Raw genomic sequence first — 16,765 nt, 5'->3', positions numbered from 1 at the left:
ATATAGTATTCTGTAAAATATCAGGAAATATAGATGGATTTGATTATAAAAACACAAATATGCTTTTAGTAAAATATCAGGATCAACTTATTTTTATAAATAAGAAGTCTAAAAAAACTATTGTTAAGTCAACAAAAGATAATTGTTCAAAGTTAATTTTAGGAGAAGACATTATATTATATGATAATAAAAATGTATTTAACTTGCACATAAATGATAAAAATAAAGAAGCTATGCAAATAGAGGATTTAAAAGACATAGAAAATGAAATAGTAGGATATACATTAAAGCATGCTCCATTTTTTATCCAAGAAGATTTTAATAGTTTAACGATACTGAAATCTTTCCAAAAAGAAATTATATCTATAAAAAATAGTGATGTCAAAGATATTGTAATTAATAGAGAAATTGAAAGTAGAAATTCTAATTTTGTAGAAACAGAAATAAAATTTAATAATCAAAAAATAATTTTAAATTTAAGTAGAAGTATGGTTCAAAAACTTATGCAAGATGTATTTATATATGCAAAAAAACCACTACTTAAAGACGTTTCTGTTGAGATTTTATATAAAAATTGGTCTAAAGCTATGAATGATATGATAATATTTAATTTCTTTGGAAATATCTATTACATGAAATCTGAATTTGATAAAGTATTAGAAAGAGAATTGAATGATGAAATAAGAATAGAAGTCATAAATGCACTTTATAATCAGATACAAGAACAGAGAAATAATTTAGACTTAATATCAGCTTATACTCCAAGAATATTAGAAAATCAAGAGATAGAGTTATTTGAAAAGTATAATGCAAAACTTGATGTACAAGTATTTAGACAGATTAAAAATTTATTCTTTGATTTATCATACAATATAAGTAGTTATTTAGATGGAGTTGAAAAAAGTTTAGATAATATTATATTTGTAATATCAGGTGAAGATAAGAAGCGATACAATTATAGGATGTTAAAGGAAAGTGAAAGTGCAAACTTGGATGTATTTTTAAAACAAGCTATATCAAGATTAAATCATTTAGTAGAAAATATGTATCCTTACTATGTGGATGAAACTAGTAGAGAGATGTTTAAGTTATTTGAAGTCTTATGGAAAAACTATAAAAATATTAATGATGATAGTATAAAAGAAGTATTATTCGAGAGAATAACAAATACATATGTATTTAGACAATTGACATTAAATAATAATACAAATGAAAGAAGAAAAGACATAATTGAAAAAATATATAATTCTGTTGATTATGGAGCCAATAAGCTAGATGAAAATATGTTTTTCACAGGAGGAATGAAGTATGTCAAGTAAATACAATGTATGGAATTTTAATTATGAATTTTTAGGACTAAATTCAAGTGATGAAAAAAATAATGAAGTTTATTATGAGATTGATTTAGATGAAGTCTTAAATGAAAACTATATAAGTGAGGATATAGATGGAGATTTAGATACTGATGGAAATAGCATCTTAGGAGAATTAATATCAGAAATGGATATAGATGAAGATGTAAGTGTTGACATGACATATCAAGAATTAGAAGTGGATTTAGAAGATTTAGATTCATATTTGGATGATGATATAGATAGTGATATAAAGGGCATTTTAGATGAAATTTAGTACCTATGTGAGTTTTAGGTATAATATAGACAATATAATATATTAACTTATAAAAACTAAAGGTAGATGAAATTTCATCTACCTTTATGTTCTTGTAATGTTAAGAATTGGGATAATATAGAGTTTGAAGAAAAAGTATAAATATGGTATATTAATTTGGTACAAGAGAAAATTTACGAAGAAGGGTGAAAAAATGCAGATGACAGTAAAAAAAGCGATAATACCAGCAGCAGGGCTAGGAACTAGATTTTTACCAGCAACAAAATCACAGCCCAAAGAAATGCTTCCTATAGTAGATAAACCAACTTTACAGTATATAATAGAAGAAGCTATAGACTCAGGAATTGAAGAAATTCTTATAATAACAGGTAGAAATAAAAAATCTATAGAAGACCATTTTGATAAATCAGTTGAATTAGAGTTAGAATTAGAACAAAAAGGTAAGACAGAAATGCTAGAAATGGTAAGAGATATATCAAATATGGTAAATATTCACTATATAAGACAAAAGGAGCCAAAAGGTCTTGGACATGCAATTTACTGTGCAAAAAGTTTTATAGGTGATGAACCTTTTGCTGTATTATTAGGTGATGATATAGTAGACTCAGATGTGCCTTGTCTAAAGCAATTAATAGATACTTATAATGAATATAAAACAACTGTACTAGGTGTTCAAAAGATAGCTAAAGAAGATACAAACAAATATGGAATATTGGATATAAAACATATAGAAGATAGAGTTTACAAAGTTAAAGATATGGTTGAAAAGCCTGCAATTGAAGAAGCACCATCAGACATAGCCATACTTGGAAGATATATAATAACTCCTGCAATATTTGATATATTAGAGAAACAAACACCTGGAAAGGGTGGAGAAATACAGTTAACAGATGCACTTCAAACTCTTGGAAAACAAGAAGCTATTTATGCTTATAACTTTGAAGGAAGAAGGTATGATGTGGGAGATAAGATTGGATTTTTAGAGGCGACAATAGATTTTGCTCTAAAAAGAGAAAATCTAAAAGATGATTTAATGGATTATATGAGAAAAAAAGTAAGCGAAAAATAAATTTAGAAAAGAGGTAATTACTATGGCGGTTTTAGTAGCTGGAGGAGCAGGATATATAGGAAGCCATACAGCAATAGAACTTTTAGAATCAGGTTATGAAGTTGTTATAGTTGACAATTTAAGTAATAGCAACTCAATAGTAGTTGATAGAATTAGCGAACTATCTGGAAAACAAGTAAAGTTTTATAATATTGATATAACCAATAAAAATGAAATGCACATTGTATTTAAAGAAAATAATATTGAATCTATTATCCATTTTGCAGCTTTAAAAGCAGTTGGAGAATCAGTAGAAAAACCAATTGAATATTATAGCAATAATCTAATAAGTACATTAAATTTATTTGAATTAATGAGAGAATACGGTGTTAAGAAATTTGTATTTAGTTCATCAGCTACCGTATATGGAGATCCACATACTTGTCCTATATTAGAAGATTTCCCACTTTCTGTAACTAATCCATATGGAAGAACGAAGCTTATGATAGAGCAGATGTTAGTGGATATATCAAAAGCAGATGAGTCATTAGATATAGCACTTTTAAGATATTTTAACCCAGTAGGTGCTCATAAGAGTGGAAGAATTGGTGAAGAACCAAATGGAATTCCAAGTAACTTAATGCCTTATATAACAAAAATAGCAGTAGGTAAATTAAAAGAACTAAGTGTGTATGGAAATGATTATCCAACTCATGATGGGACTGGAGTTAGAGATTATATACATGTATTAGATTTAGCTGCTGGTCATGTAAAGGCATTACAAAAATTAGAAGAAAATCCAGGACTTGTTGTTTATAATTTAGGAACTGGTAAAGGATATAGTGTTCTTGATTTAGTTAAAGCATTTTCTAAAGCCAGTGGAAAAGAGATACCATACAAAATTGTTGGAAGAAGAGCTGGAGATGTAGCAATGTGTTACGCAGATTCATCAAAAGCAGAGAAAGAACTTGGGTGGAAAGCTAAATATGAACTTGAAGAAATGTGTCAAGATTCTTGGAGATGGCAAAGTATGAATCCAAATGGATACGAGGTATAAAATGAATATTAATGGGGTAAATGTAACAAATTTGTAAATACAAGATATTGGTAATTTTATGTTATAATTAGAGGCGTGTAGTTATGTTTCTAAAAGAGGGGGGAAGTTATAGTGAAAAAAAGTCTAAAAAAGTATTTAGTACTAGCAATGACTTTAGTTTTAGTATTTGCATGTGGCGTACCAGAATCAAGTGCAGCCAGTAAACATGTAATTATAGTAAACTCAAGAAAAAATACTCTAGGATATTTTGTAAATAGCAAGCTTGTAAAAGAATTTAAAGTTGCAACAGGGAAAAAAGGTTCAGAGACACCAACAGGGAAAACAAAGGTAGTTAACAAGATAAAAAATAGACCATATTATAAAGGAAATATACCTGGAGGAAGTCCAAAAAATCCATTAGGAGATAGATGGATGGGATTAGCATTAAAAGGAACTTATGGAGATACATATGGGATACATGGAAATAACAATGAAAGTTCTATTGGAAAACACATTTCTGGTGGATGCATAAGAATGCATAATAAAGAGGTTAGATGGTTATTTGACCAAGTTCCAGTAGGTTCAGATGTAATTATAGATTATAGTAATGACAGTTATACTAAAATAGCAGCAAAATATAAGATAAACTTAAACCAAACAGGATGGAAAACAGAAAATGGTAAGAAGTATTATGTAAAATCTGATGGAACATACCAAAAAAATAGTTGGTTAAAAGTAAATGGAAAAATGTATTATTTTGATGCTTCAGGAGTAATGCAAACAGGATGGAAGACAATTAATAACAAAAAATATTACTTAGGAACTGATGGAGTAAGAGTATCTGGATGGAAGGTAATTGATGGAAAAACTTATTACTTTAATTCAGATGGAGTAATGCAAACAGGATGGCAAGAAAAAGATGGCAAGAAATACTATCTAGGAAATGATGGATTATCAGTAGTAGGATGGCAAGAAATAGATGGTAATAAGTATTACTTTGATAAAACAGGAGTAATGCAAACAGGATGGCAACAATTAGAAGGTAAATCTTACTATTTAGACAAAGAAGGTAAAATGTTAACAGGAACTCAAAAAATAGATGGAAAAGATTATACTTTCAATGAAGATGGAACAATAAACCCTACATGGAACACAGTTATAGGAGCAAATAGATTTGATACAGCTAAAAAAATAAGTGAAGTTGGAAATTGGAGTGCTGATAGTTCAGATACTGTTGTATTAGTAAATGGAAATGCAATAGCAGATGGAATAACAGCAACACCTTTGGCAAGTAGTTACAACGCAACAATATTACTTACTAATACAGATAAATTACCAACTGAAACTATTTCAGAAATGAATTCATTAGCACCTAAAACAGTAATTTTAATAGGTGGAGAAAATGCAATAAGTTCTAAATTAGAGCAAGAAATAAAGATTACTTTTAATGCAGAGACAAAGAGAATATCAGGCCAAGATAGATATCAAACTGCTATAAGAATAGCTAATGAACTTGGAAACAGAGAAGAAATAAAGACAGCTTATATGGTTTCTGGAAATGGAGAAGCAGATGCTCTATCTGTAGCTTCTAAAGCTGGAGAAGAAAAACAACCTATAATATTAGTTAAGAAAGATGGAATTACAGAAGAATCTTATATATGGCTAACAGAAAGAAAATTAGAAAATGCATATTTTATAGGTGGACCAAATGCAATCAATGATTCAGCAATAGCTAAGATGAATGAAATAACTACTGAAGATGTTTCAGGAAATAGAATATATGGAAATGACAGATTAGATACCAATGCTAAAGTTATAGAAAAATTCTATGGCGATACTGATTTACAATCTGTATTAGTTAGCAAATCAGATGCTTTAGTAGATGCTTTATCAGCTGGTCCATTAGCTGCAAAATTACACTCACCAATAGTTTTAATGAATAATTCAGGATTATCATCAGAACAAAATAGAGTATTTGCAAATAAAAGAGTTGAAACTCCTTATCAAATTGGAGGAGGAGTATCTTATATAGGCATGGATAAATTAATAGATATTCTTGGAAAATAATAAAACTATATAACTAATGTATAAAATGAAATTGAGATGTAAAATTCAACAGCCTAAAGCTTTGATTATTTATATCTCAATTTTTTTATTATAAAATTAAGTTTAAGTTATCTAAAAATCTTGGAATATTTTCAAAACTCATATAAAATAAATATAGGTGATATCATCATATGTTAAGAGGGTGAGTGAAATTATAAAGAAGAAGTATATAATGTTTATTGATGAAAGTGGGAGAGCTGATATAAATCATGAGGACCCATTTACATTAACAGGAGTAATTTTTGAATATAAATATGCAGTGAGTCAAGGTGATTATGTCTGCTGTTTAAGGAAAGAGATGGATGTATTTAAAGAGTATTGCTTTGGAACTATTAATATAGGAATACACTTGACTGACATATCCAGAAAGTCAAGAGCATTTGAAAGGTTTGATGATTCACAAATTAAGTTATTTTATGATGAATTACCTTTATTTCTATCTAAACTAGAGTGCACCATAATATCAGTAACAGTAGATAAGACTAGATTAAAAAAATATTATGCACCTTCAAAGGAACCTTATGTTGTGGCTTTTATACATGTACTTCAAAATTTCTATTCATTTGTAAATAATGAAAGTGTAGAGTCTGCAAGAATAGTTATTGAATCAAGAGATGATGTTTCAAATTTAAAAGTACAAAAGGCATTTTTTGATGTTTTTAATAATGGAACAATATATTTAGATATAGATGAAGAGTTAAGAGATAAGGTAAAAGGTTTTATAATTGCAAAAAAGGAAGATGTAGATTACAAAGAGGGTTTAGAAATAGCTGATATTCTATGTAATCCTCTTAGTAGAGCTAGAAGAGGATTAATAGAAGCAAATCCAAAATGTATACAATATGGGGAAAAAAATAAAATATTTAAATCTGTAAGAAGTAAAATATACACTCCAACTAATTTAAATGACATAAGAAATTGGGGTTTTAAAGAAGTTCCAATTATAGAGCCTGTTGGACCATGGCTTGAAAAAATGAGATAGATAGATTGACAAATTTTTAGAAAATTGATATAATATAAGTAACTCAGTTATTCAGGAATTGAAATACAGTTGCTGTTATATAACGATTATTGCTGGGACTCGGATGCCGACTGTCAGTTAAGAATCTATACTTTTAGAAGTATAGATTTTTTTATTTTGGAAGAAATACTAAAAAAGAGACTATTTAAAAATAACCTCTTTTATTAATTCTTATAATTGAGCATTTTTAATGACAAAGTTTTTGAAATTTTTAATCGCAGGTGGTAAATATCTATCCTTTATAACTGCTAGGTAAAAATTTCTTTCCCAACTTGGATAAACGATTTGAATTACTTTTACTTTTGTAAACTTAAGCATAGACATATTTGGGACTACAGCTATGCCGAAATTTTTTGCAACTAATCCAGCAATTACTTGGTCTTCTTCTACTTCATGAACTATGTTAGGTTGTTGATTTATTTTTTTAAACATGTCATCAATTATATATCTAAGTCCACTTCTTTGATTAAATACTATTTGAGGATAAGGTATTGTTTCTTTTAAATCTATAGTATCTTTTGTAGCCAGTGGGTGGCTATATGGTACAATTAATACTAAATCTTGTTTGGCTACAGGTATAAATTCAATTCCCTTCTCTTTTTCAAGTTTTGAGCAAAAAGCAATATCGTATTTTCTTTCCTTAAGACCTTGGATAATATCAGTAGTTACACCTGTATGGAATTTAAAGTCAATTGATTTATCAGGATTAGATTTTAAGAATCTATGAACCATATCAGGTATAAAGTCTGTACCAAGTGTTCTAAGGAAAGCTAAGTCAATTTGCCCTTCACCAGTACCAGTTATCTTTAGTGACTTTACACTTGAGTCTAAGATTTCTAATGATTTTTCCACATCTTTTAAAAATATTTTACCATATTTAGTTAAAACTATATTTCTACCTTCCTTTTCAAATAGAGACACTCCAAGTTCACTTTCTAACAAAGAAATAGCATGGCTCAAACTTGGTTGTGTTATAGATAAATTTTCTGCTGCTTTTGTATAGTGCTCTAAATGTGCCAATGTAACAAAATAGCGTAAGTGATATAAATTCAATTTTTGTTCATCCTTTCATGAGTATCGTATTTTTTATTTGTATGTATTTAAAGAAGTTGACCTTAAAGAAGTTTTTCACATTTTTATTATATATGATTACAGCATAATAATAAAAGCTTTTAAAAAAATTTATCGTTTTTTGTCTTAAATTTTAGATAGATAGAGCTAAGGAATACATTAATAAATTATATTATCAATAAAATCTATAAACAAAATCTATGAATTGATAGGAAATTATCAATTTGTTATTAACAAAGTCTCATGATACAATAAATTTATAAAATCTAGATAAAGATAAATCAAAAAAATATTTTTATTTTTAAAGTAAAATGATACTACTAGTAGAATAAATAAAAAAATAAAATCAAAAAAAATATTAATTATAAAGAAATTAAAGGGGGCATATTTAAATTATGAATAATCAAAAAAATATTAACATTCCAATTACTATTAGTTCTTATACATTAGGTACAGAAGTTTCATTTCGCGACAGAGTTCGTATTGCAAAAGAAGCTGGATTTGATGGTATTGGATTACGTGCTGAAAATTATGTAGATGCAAAAAATGCTGGAGTTACAGACGAAGAAATGCTTTCAATTCTTGATGAATATAATATGAAAGTTACAGAAGTAGAATATATAACTCAATGGGGAACTAAAGAAGATAGAACAGAAGCACAACAAGAAAAAGAGCAAAATGTTTATCATATGGCTCGTTTATTTAATGTTAAACATATAAATTGTGGTCTATTAGAAATGGTACCAGAAGAACAAATTATAACTGCATTGGGAGAATTATGTGATAGAGCAGGAGAACTTATTATAGGACTTGAGTTTATGCCATACAGCGGTGTGCCAGATTTAGCTACTGCTTGGCGTGTTGTAAAAGGATGTAACCGTGAAAATGCAATGCTTATATTAGATACATGGCACTGGGCTAGAGCAAAACAAACAGTAGATGACCTTGAACCTGTTCCAGCAGAAAAGATAGTATCAATTCAAGTTTGTGATGTTTTAGAGACACCTTATGAAAAACTTAGAGATGAATCACTACATGACCGTGTAGCTCCAGGTGAAGGATATGGAAATACAGAAGATTTTGTAAAAATAATCAAAGAACATAATATATCACCAGAAGTTATAGGTGTTGAAGTAATATCTGATTCTTTAGTAGCTAAAGGATTATCAACTGCAGCTGAGACTGTATTTAAGGCAACTAAAAAAGTATTAGATAAAGCATGGCCAGAAGTATCTCCAAAATAAAAATAGAGTTGTTCGATATTAAAGTATATGAAGCATAAAAATATAAGAAAAAAATATAAAACATGAAAGGAAGGAAAACCTTATGAAGATTAGTTCTATGTTTACACCTATAAAAATTGGTTCAATGACAGTTCCAAACCGTTTTGTAGTTCCTCCAATGGGAAATAATTTTGCAAACACAGATGGTACTTTAAGTGAAACTTCTAAGGCTTATTATCTTGAACGTGCCTTAGGTGGTTTTGGATTAATAACTATAGAATCTAGTGTTGTGGATAAGAAAGCTAAAGGAGGACCTCGTAAACCTTGTTTGTATGATGATAGTACAATAGATAGTTTCAAAAATGTAATAGATGCCTGTCATAATGCTGGTTCAAAAGTATCTATACAATTACAACATGCTGGTTCTGAAGGAAATGAAAAAATTGCAGGGTATCCTTTAAAAGCTGCTTCTGCAATACCTGCATCAAATGGACGTAATACACCATTGGCAATAACAACTGAAGAAATATATGAGCTTATAGAATCTTATGGAGATGCTGCGTTACGTGCAAAAAAAGCTGGTGTGGATGCTGTTGAAGTTCACTGTGCTCATGGATATTTAGTTAGTAGTTTTATATCACCAAGAACAAATAAACGTGTAGATGAATTTGGTGGATGTTTTGAAAATAGAATGAGATTACCTCGTCTTATAATTGAAAATATACGTAAAAAGGTAGGAGATTCTATAGCAATACTATGTCGTATAAATAGTACAGATGATATTTTAGGTGGAATTGATGTACATGATAGTTCAGTAATCGCAGCTTATTTAGAAGATTGTGGAGTAGATGGACTTCATGTTTCACGTAGTATACATATACATGATGAATATATGTGGGCTCCTACAGTTCTTCATGCTGGATTTAGTGCAGATTTAGTTACAGAAATAAAAAAATCTGTGAGTATACCAGTAATAACTGTTGGTCGCTATACAGAGCCTCAATTTGCTGAATTGATGGTTCGTCAAGGCAGATGTGATTTAGTTGCATTTGGTAGACAAAGTTTAGCTGACCCAGGCATGCCTAACAAAGCTAAAAATGGTAAGTTAGATGAAATGATACCATGTATTGCATGTCTGCAAGGTTGTGTACCAAATATGTTCCAAGGTAAGCCTATAGCATGTCTTGCAAATCCGATATTAGGTCATGAAGCTGAACTTAAACCAGCTGAAACTACAAAAGAAGTTCTTGTTGTTGGTGGTGGTGTTGGAGGTATGCTTGCAGCATGGGTATGTGCTGAGAGAGGGCATAAGGTAACTCTAGTTGAAAAATCTGAAATGCTTGGTGGGCAAATGCGTTTAGCTGCATATCCTCCAGGTAAAGGAGATATCACTAATTTAGTTCGTAGTTATATTTCAAAATGTAATCAATATGGTGTAAAAATATACACTAATACAGAAGTTACAGTAGAGTTTATAAAAGAAAAATCACCTGATGCAGTTATTGTAGCTACTGGTGCAACTCCACTTGTACTTCCTATACCAGGAATTAATGAATCAGGATTAATACATGCAGTTGATCTTCTTGATGGAAAAGAATCTTGTGGAAAGAAAGTTCTTGTTGTTGGTGGTGGAATGGTTGGTTGTGAAGTGGCAGCATTCCTTGGTGAACAAGAACATGATGTTACTGTTATTGAATTAAGAGAACAAGTTGGTGCAGATGTAATTTCTGAACATCGTAAATTCCTTATGGATGATTTTAAAAGTTACAATATACATACTGTTACTGGTGCTAAAGTTGCTAAGTTCTATAACGATGGAGTTGACTATTCACTTGCAGATGGAACAGAAGATAATTTAAAAGGGTTTGATTCAGTAGTGCTTGCTATGGGTTCTCGTAATTATGACCCATTAAGCGAAGAAGTAAAGAAATTTGTGAATGAAACTTATGTTGTTGGGGATGCAGTAAAGGCTCGTAGAGCATTGGATGCAACAAAAGAAGCTTTTGAAGTAGCATTAAATATATAGTTGAAATTAAATAGATGTTTCTTTGCAAATAATTAAATAGATTATTTGCAAAGAAATTAATGATATTGGGAGGATATAATAATTATGGAAATTTCAGGTAGAACAGGGTTATTCGCATTAATAGGTACACCAGTGGGACATTCTAAATCACCACTAATGTATAATTATAGTTTTGAAAAATTAGACTTAGATTATAGATACTTAGCTTTTGATATTACTGTGGACAAGGTAAAAGATGCACTTTCAGCTATAAAGACGTTCAACATAAAAGGAGCAAATGTAACAATGCCATGTAAAACTGCTGTTACAGAATATATGGATGAACTTTCTCCAGCAGCTCGTATAATTGGAGCATGCAATACAATTGTAAATGAAGATGGAAAGTTAATTGGACATATAACAGATGGTGTGGGTTACGTTCGTAATTTAAAAGAAAATGGAGTTGAAGTAAAGGGTAAAAAACTTACAATTATGGGTGCTGGTGGTGCGGCAACTGCTATACAAGTACAATGTGCATTAGATGGAGCAAGAGAAATATCTATTTTCAATGCTAAGGATGATTTTTATAAAAGAGCGGAACAAACAGTTGAAAATATAAAGAAAGAAGTACCAGGATGTATTGTTAATTTATATGATTTAGCAGACACAGAAAAACTTTATGAAGAAGTATCATCAAGTGATATTTTGACAAATGCAACGCTTATTGGGATGAAACCTCATGACAATGAAACTAATATAAAAGATGTTAGTGTATTAAGAAAAGAGTTAGTTGTAACAGATGTTGTTTATAATCCAAATAAAACAAAAATGATTGAGGATGCTGAAGCTAATGGTTGTAAAGCTATTGGTGGATTAGGAATGTTATTATATCAAGGAGCTGAGGCTTTTAATCTATATACTGGATTGGAAATGCCTGTAGAAGAAATTAAAGAATTATACTTTAAATAGACGAAAAAATAATATTTTAATAATGTAGAATATATGTATCTCAATGTTTTGATATTACTTTACAAAATGTTTTGATATTACTTTATAAATTGTCATAGTGGGTTTTGTATCGATGGTCTAGTTAAATGTAAAAGTTTAACTATTCTTTAAACCCATTATGGGAATTCGTTTATTGTATATAAAAATGTTAAGAAATTAACGAGAATAGGAGAATAACTATGAATAATAAAAAATACTATCCTACTGCCATAGCTTTGTATTTTTCATATTTTTTACTTGGTATTGGAATTTCAATTTTAGGACAATATAAACCAGAATTTGCATCTATGTGGGGAGCTAAGACTCTATCAGATGGAACTCTTGATGTGAGTATTGTTTTAGCTGTTATTGCTGCATTAGGGTTAGGTAGACTTATATCATATCCATTTGCAGGCCCTATTTCAGATAAATATGGAAGAAAGGTAAGTGGACTTATAGGTAATTTTCTACATGCAATTTTCTTTGTTGGAATTGTATTTTCACCAAATTTTTACATAGCATATATATTTGCAATAATTGGAGGCGCAGCAAACTCATTTTTAGATACTTGTGTAACACCTTCTTGCATGGAGATATTTGCTAGTCTAGGAACAATAGCAAATATGTTTACTAAATTCACAATAGCTTTAGCGCAATTTTTACTTCCTTTTATAATTGGATTTGTTGCAGCAAATTCAATATCATTTAAAGTTATTTTTATAGTAACAGCTGTTCTTATTATTATAGATGCAATTTTAATAGCTGTATTGCCATTTCCTCCAGCTAACAATGTTATTGATAATAATGGAAAGGCTGTCAAGTCAGAAAAAATGAAGTTTACACCAACAAGTATAGCTCTTGTTTGTATTGGATTTACATGTACATCTACATTTGTACTATGGCTAAATTGTAATCAAGAATTAGGTAAATTATATGGTATGTCTGACCCTACAAAAATTCAATCTTTTTATTCAATGGGAGTAATCTTTGCAGTGTTAATAACTTCTGTACTTATAAAAAAATATGTTAAGCCAATAAGAATACTTGTTATCTATCCTGTGATAGCTTCAATTATGTTATTAATTGTGTACTTTGTTCAGACTCCAACTATCTGTATGATAGGAGGATTTGTAATAGGTTATTCAGCAGCAGGTGGTGTGCTTCAATTGACTACATCGACAGCAAATGAAATGTTTCCAACTAATAAAGGAAAAATAACATCTATAGTTATGATTGCATCTAGTATAGCTAACTATGTTATTTTAAATATAGCTGGATTTATTACAAAATCTGGTGGAGTAAATGGTCCAAAATACGTTGTATTATTTAATGTAGCTATAACGTTTGTTGGAATTTTACTTGCATTGTTTGTAAACATGAGATATGAAAAAGAAAAAGTACATGATTATAATATGTAACATTAGTATAATATAATTGTAAGTATTTTTAATTTTAACATGTCTGAAAGAAGAGGTGTCACAATGGAAAATATAGAAAAAATAAGAGAAAAAATAGATTTATATGATGATGAGCTGATTGATTTACTTGAGAAAAGAATGGAATGTATAAAGGGTATTATTGATATTAAAAAGGAAAAAGGTATTCCCATTTTACAGCCAGACTATGAAAATAAAAAAGAAGTAGCGTTGATTGAGAAGCTAAAAGGTCATAAGTTTGAAAATGAAATTATAGATATTTTTAGATATATAGTAAAAAATAGTAAGAAAATACAGGCTAAAAATTTATTCTCTTATAATATAATGCTTGTTGGATTTATGGGAGTCGGAAAAAGTACTGTGTCATCATACTTGAGTCATCTATTAGAAATGGAGCAAGTAGAAACAGATGCATATATAGTTGAGCATCAAGGAATGAGTATTTCTGAAATATTTGAAAAACGAGGGGAAGAATATTTTAGAAATCTTGAAAGCCAAGCATTAATAAGTTTTCAACAAAGAGAAGGACTAGTTGTTTCCTGTGGGGGAGGAATCGTACTTAGAGATAAAAACGTAGAATATATGAAAAAAAGTGGAAGAATTGTTTTATTAACAGCAAGTCCAGAAACTATTCTTCAACGTGTTAAACATAGTGATGAAAGACCAATACTTAATAATAATATGAATGTTGAATTTATATCTGATTTGATGAAAAGACGAGAAGCGAAATATATGGCATCAGCAGATATTATTGTAAATACAGATAATAAAACAATAAAAGAAATTTGTGAAGAGCTAGTTGTAAAGTTAACGGAACTTGATAAATAAATTCTAATTTAAAATGAGTATGTATTTAAAAAAATAAATTTTAACTTAACAAAATCATTGTTAAGCGATGAAACTTTAATATTTGTACAATTAGTATTACTGGAAATTTTAATTTCTAGTAATATTTTTTTATGTGTAAAAATGTAAATTCACTAAAATAAGTAGTATAATCAATATAAATTATAATAATGTAAAGGAGGATAATTTAGTGGGTAGTATTTTTAAGCAACTACAAAAGATTAAGGATTATGATGGATATAAAGAGTCATTTGAAATGAATTATTTATGTATATACGAAAAGATACCTTTAAGAGAACAAGTAGAACTTGCAAATAATTTGGTGGAGAATATTTTAAATATTTATAGAAGTGAATCTAATAAAATTGACGTGTTAGAGGAGTATAATCATAAGTCTCTAATTTGTTATTTTGAAATTTTTATGAAAAAGATAAATACTCTAATAAAGGAGAGAATAATTGATGAAAAGTGGTTATATCAGCTAACAAAGGATTTAATATATACAAGTGAAAAAGATGAGTATGTAAAACTTGGGCTTGTTTTAAGTGAAAATTATTTAGATGTAGACAATATAAGAGAAGTAGTTGATACATTTTCTAAATCTGGAGAATACATATTTTATTTAAGTAATACTATTAGAAAACTTGAATTTTACAATACCTATTTGTTTAATCTATCTAGAATATCTACAGGTTCAATAAAAGTATTTGCTGTTGTCAATATGGAAAATCTAAATTTTGAAATAACCTCTTATTTGATTGAAGAAGGATATAAAGATAAAAAATATGAAGGATTATTAATGAGCTATATTATCTCTACAGTAGATTTAAGCGAATATCTTGAAAGACAAGATTTAGATAAAGATAAGATAAACAATTTAGCACATCTTATATGCAATTATTTGTTAAGTGTAGAATTTAAACATATAGGAAATAAAATAGAATTAGTGAATCAATTTTTGCCAATTGTAGCAAGCTATGGAACTAACTTTGACAGTCTGTATTCTATTTTTTTAATAGCAATAGGTGTTTTAGAAGATGATAAAATAAGTTGTGATAAAGTTGAATTTAAGAAAGAAATGAATAATGTTTTACTCAGCGAAAAATGGAAAAGTATATTCTTTAAAGCCCTAAATGAAGCTGATGGAAAGACAGAAGATATGATAAAAATGTCAGAAATTTATGATGTACGTTTATCTTTTGATGATTTATTGCCATATTTAAATAAGGATATTCGAGATTTTGAGGTGTATTGGCATATATCTAAAAAGGGAAGTGCAAGTTGTAAGTTAAAGTTATTAGGTTTTTTTGAAAAAACATTTAAAATAGAAGAATTAATTGGAAAAATGGAAGATATAGAAAAAAATAAATTAACACAAGAATATTATGATGATATGTTATTTTTTATTGTCCTTAAAGGCAGTAAATCACTGTACCCTGAAGGTAAGAATATTTCTTTAAAAGGAATCTTTGGAAATATAAATGAAGTACGTAAAGAATCTATAAATATTTTGAAGAGGTATAGGGAGAGACTTTCTCTTAAAGAAATGCAAATAATTAAAGAAGCTTATGAAAAAGAAAAAAATATCAAATTAAAAGATGAGTTAAGACGATTATTATATGAAAGTAATAATTTAAAAAAAGAATTTGTAAATACTAAAAAGCTGAAGGTAAATGAGCATGGTAAAGATATTTATTTGACTTCAGTAGCTGTTGCTGGCTCAAGGTTTAGAAATAGAGAATATCTGGAAAAGGAATTGGAGAAGAGTAAGATATACTATCTAAACAGAGAGAAAGATAATTTATATGATGAAAATGCTATCAGAATAGTTGGAGAAACTGGATATGTAATAGGTTATGTTCCAAGAAAAGATAATTATATTTTGAGTAATTTATTAGATGGAGGAAAACTCTTGTATTGTAGAGTAACTGAATACAATTTAGATGAAGATTATATTTATATAAACATATATTTGAGTTATAAAGATGTTATTGAAACTGTTGAAAATTCTCTTAAAATGGTATTAGATAGAGGTAAGGTAAAAATTGTAAACTAAATAATATTACGAATTATTTAAAATTTAAACTATAATCAATATATTTGATATTATTTGGTTGAAATATGGAAAAATTTAAAATACAATTAACATATAAATGAATTTAATTTAAAATTCGCAAATGTTATTTTAATTTAACCTATAATGGCGAAATTCCTCTTCCTCGCCATAGGACGTAGAAGATGTAAGCCTAACCGATAGGTTATTTATTTTACTTGATTTTCAAAAATGTATTGTATTATAAAATCAGTAGTAAAAACTGAAAGGAAGTAATTACAATGAAATTAGATAGTAATAATCA

The 16,765-nt window shown here is 28.6% G+C and carries 13 protein-coding genes; 12 read left to right on the top strand and 1 reads right to left on the bottom strand.

Annotation, left to right across the window (positions count from 1 at the left end):
- From KGF52_RS16115 to KGF52_RS16090, 6 genes are all read left to right on the top strand, one after another.
- Positions 1 to 1,319: hypothetical protein (locus KGF52_RS16115; protein WP_227840876.1), on the top strand; the 1,319-nt coding region annotated here is incomplete at its 5' end.
- Positions 1,309 to 1,629 carry a hypothetical protein gene (locus tag KGF52_RS16110; RefSeq protein ID WP_227432352.1) on the top strand — a complete coding sequence of 107 codons (321 nt, stop codon included), beginning with the start codon at positions 1,309 to 1,311 and terminating at the stop codon, positions 1,627 to 1,629. The genes KGF52_RS16115 and KGF52_RS16110, both read left to right, overlap by 11 nt.
- A 193-nt stretch (positions 1,630 to 1,822) precedes the next feature.
- On the top strand, positions 1,823 to 2,698 hold the full coding sequence (gene galU, locus KGF52_RS16105) for a UTP--glucose-1-phosphate uridylyltransferase GalU (RefSeq protein WP_269469197.1): 876 nt from the start codon (positions 1,823 to 1,825) through the stop codon (positions 2,696 to 2,698).
- 22 nt (positions 2,699 to 2,720) lie between these two features.
- Positions 2,721 to 3,734, top strand: a complete 1,014-nt coding sequence (gene galE / locus KGF52_RS16100; protein ID WP_227840875.1) for a UDP-glucose 4-epimerase GalE — start codon at positions 2,721 to 2,723, stop codon at positions 3,732 to 3,734.
- A 111-nt stretch (positions 3,735 to 3,845) separates the two neighbouring features.
- Complete coding sequence (locus tag KGF52_RS16095) at positions 3,846 to 5,780, top strand: cell wall-binding repeat-containing protein (RefSeq protein WP_227840874.1); 1,935 nt, start codon at positions 3,846 to 3,848, stop codon at positions 5,778 to 5,780.
- A gap of 211 nt (positions 5,781 to 5,991) precedes the next feature.
- Complete coding sequence (locus KGF52_RS16090; protein ID WP_255646326.1) at positions 5,992 to 6,801, top strand: DUF3800 domain-containing protein; 810 nt, start codon at positions 5,992 to 5,994, stop codon at positions 6,799 to 6,801.
- A gap of 210 nt (positions 6,802 to 7,011) precedes the next feature.
- Here KGF52_RS16090 and KGF52_RS16085 read toward each other — a convergent pair whose 3' ends face one another.
- On the bottom strand, positions 7,012 to 7,893 hold the full coding sequence (locus KGF52_RS16085) for a LysR family transcriptional regulator (RefSeq protein WP_227830341.1): 882 nt from the start codon (positions 7,891 to 7,893) through the stop codon (positions 7,012 to 7,014).
- Between the two features lie 413 nt (positions 7,894 to 8,306).
- Between KGF52_RS16085 and KGF52_RS16080 the strand changes: the two genes are divergently transcribed.
- From KGF52_RS16080 to KGF52_RS21695, 6 genes are all read left to right on the top strand, one after another.
- On the top strand, positions 8,307 to 9,155 hold the full coding sequence (locus tag KGF52_RS16080; protein ID WP_227840872.1) for a sugar phosphate isomerase/epimerase family protein: 849 nt from the start codon (positions 8,307 to 8,309) through the stop codon (positions 9,153 to 9,155).
- Between the two features lie 82 nt (positions 9,156 to 9,237).
- Complete coding sequence (locus KGF52_RS16075) at positions 9,238 to 11,160, top strand: FAD-dependent oxidoreductase (RefSeq protein ID WP_227840871.1); 1,923 nt, start codon at positions 9,238 to 9,240, stop codon at positions 11,158 to 11,160.
- Between the two features lie 84 nt (positions 11,161 to 11,244).
- Positions 11,245 to 12,108 (top strand): shikimate dehydrogenase, encoded by an 864-nt coding sequence (aroE, locus tag KGF52_RS16070; protein ID WP_227840870.1) that lies wholly within the window; start codon positions 11,245 to 11,247, stop codon positions 12,106 to 12,108.
- 218 nt (positions 12,109 to 12,326) lie between these two features.
- A complete protein-coding gene (locus tag KGF52_RS16065) occupies positions 12,327 to 13,544 on the top strand; it encodes an MFS transporter (protein WP_227840869.1) in 1,218 nt (405 codons plus the stop codon).
- 63 nt (positions 13,545 to 13,607) lie between these two features.
- Entirely contained in the window at positions 13,608 to 14,390 is a 783-nt protein-coding gene (locus KGF52_RS16060; RefSeq protein ID WP_227840868.1) for a shikimate kinase, read from the top strand.
- A gap of 208 nt (positions 14,391 to 14,598) precedes the next feature.
- Positions 14,599 to 16,464: an HIRAN domain-containing protein gene (locus tag KGF52_RS21695; RefSeq protein ID WP_227840867.1), complete on the top strand. Its 1,866-nt coding sequence runs from the start codon at positions 14,599 to 14,601 to the stop codon at positions 16,462 to 16,464.
- Positions 16,465 to 16,765 lie beyond the last annotated feature (301 nt).

This window comes from Clostridioides sp. ZZV15-6597, from assembly GCF_020657815.1.
Classification (GTDB): domain Bacteria; phylum Bacillota; class Clostridia; order Peptostreptococcales; family Peptostreptococcaceae; genus Clostridioides.
This window is presented reverse-complemented; position numbering and strand designations above follow the sequence as displayed.

Excerpts from the sequence above, each read along its gene's own strand:
- KGF52_RS16110 (WP_227432352.1), top strand. The coding sequence starts at position 1,309 with ATGTCAAGTAAATACAATGTATGGAATTTTAATTATGAATTTTTAGGA.
- galU (WP_269469197.1), top strand. The coding sequence starts at position 1,823 with ATGCAGATGACAGTAAAAAAAGCGATAATACCAGCAGCAGGGCTAGGA.
- galE (WP_227840875.1), top strand. The coding sequence starts at position 2,721 with ATGGCGGTTTTAGTAGCTGGAGGAGCAGGATATATAGGAAGCCATACA.
- KGF52_RS16090 (WP_255646326.1), top strand. The coding sequence starts at position 5,992 with ATGTTTATTGATGAAAGTGGGAGAGCTGATATAAATCATGAGGACCCA.
- KGF52_RS16080 (WP_227840872.1), top strand. The coding sequence starts at position 8,307 with ATGAATAATCAAAAAAATATTAACATTCCAATTACTATTAGTTCTTAT.
- KGF52_RS16075 (WP_227840871.1), top strand. The coding sequence starts at position 9,238 with ATGAAGATTAGTTCTATGTTTACACCTATAAAAATTGGTTCAATGACA.
- aroE (WP_227840870.1), top strand. The coding sequence starts at position 11,245 with ATGGAAATTTCAGGTAGAACAGGGTTATTCGCATTAATAGGTACACCA.
- KGF52_RS16065 (WP_227840869.1), top strand. The coding sequence starts at position 12,327 with ATGAATAATAAAAAATACTATCCTACTGCCATAGCTTTGTATTTTTCA.
- KGF52_RS16060 (WP_227840868.1), top strand. The coding sequence starts at position 13,608 with ATGGAAAATATAGAAAAAATAAGAGAAAAAATAGATTTATATGATGAT.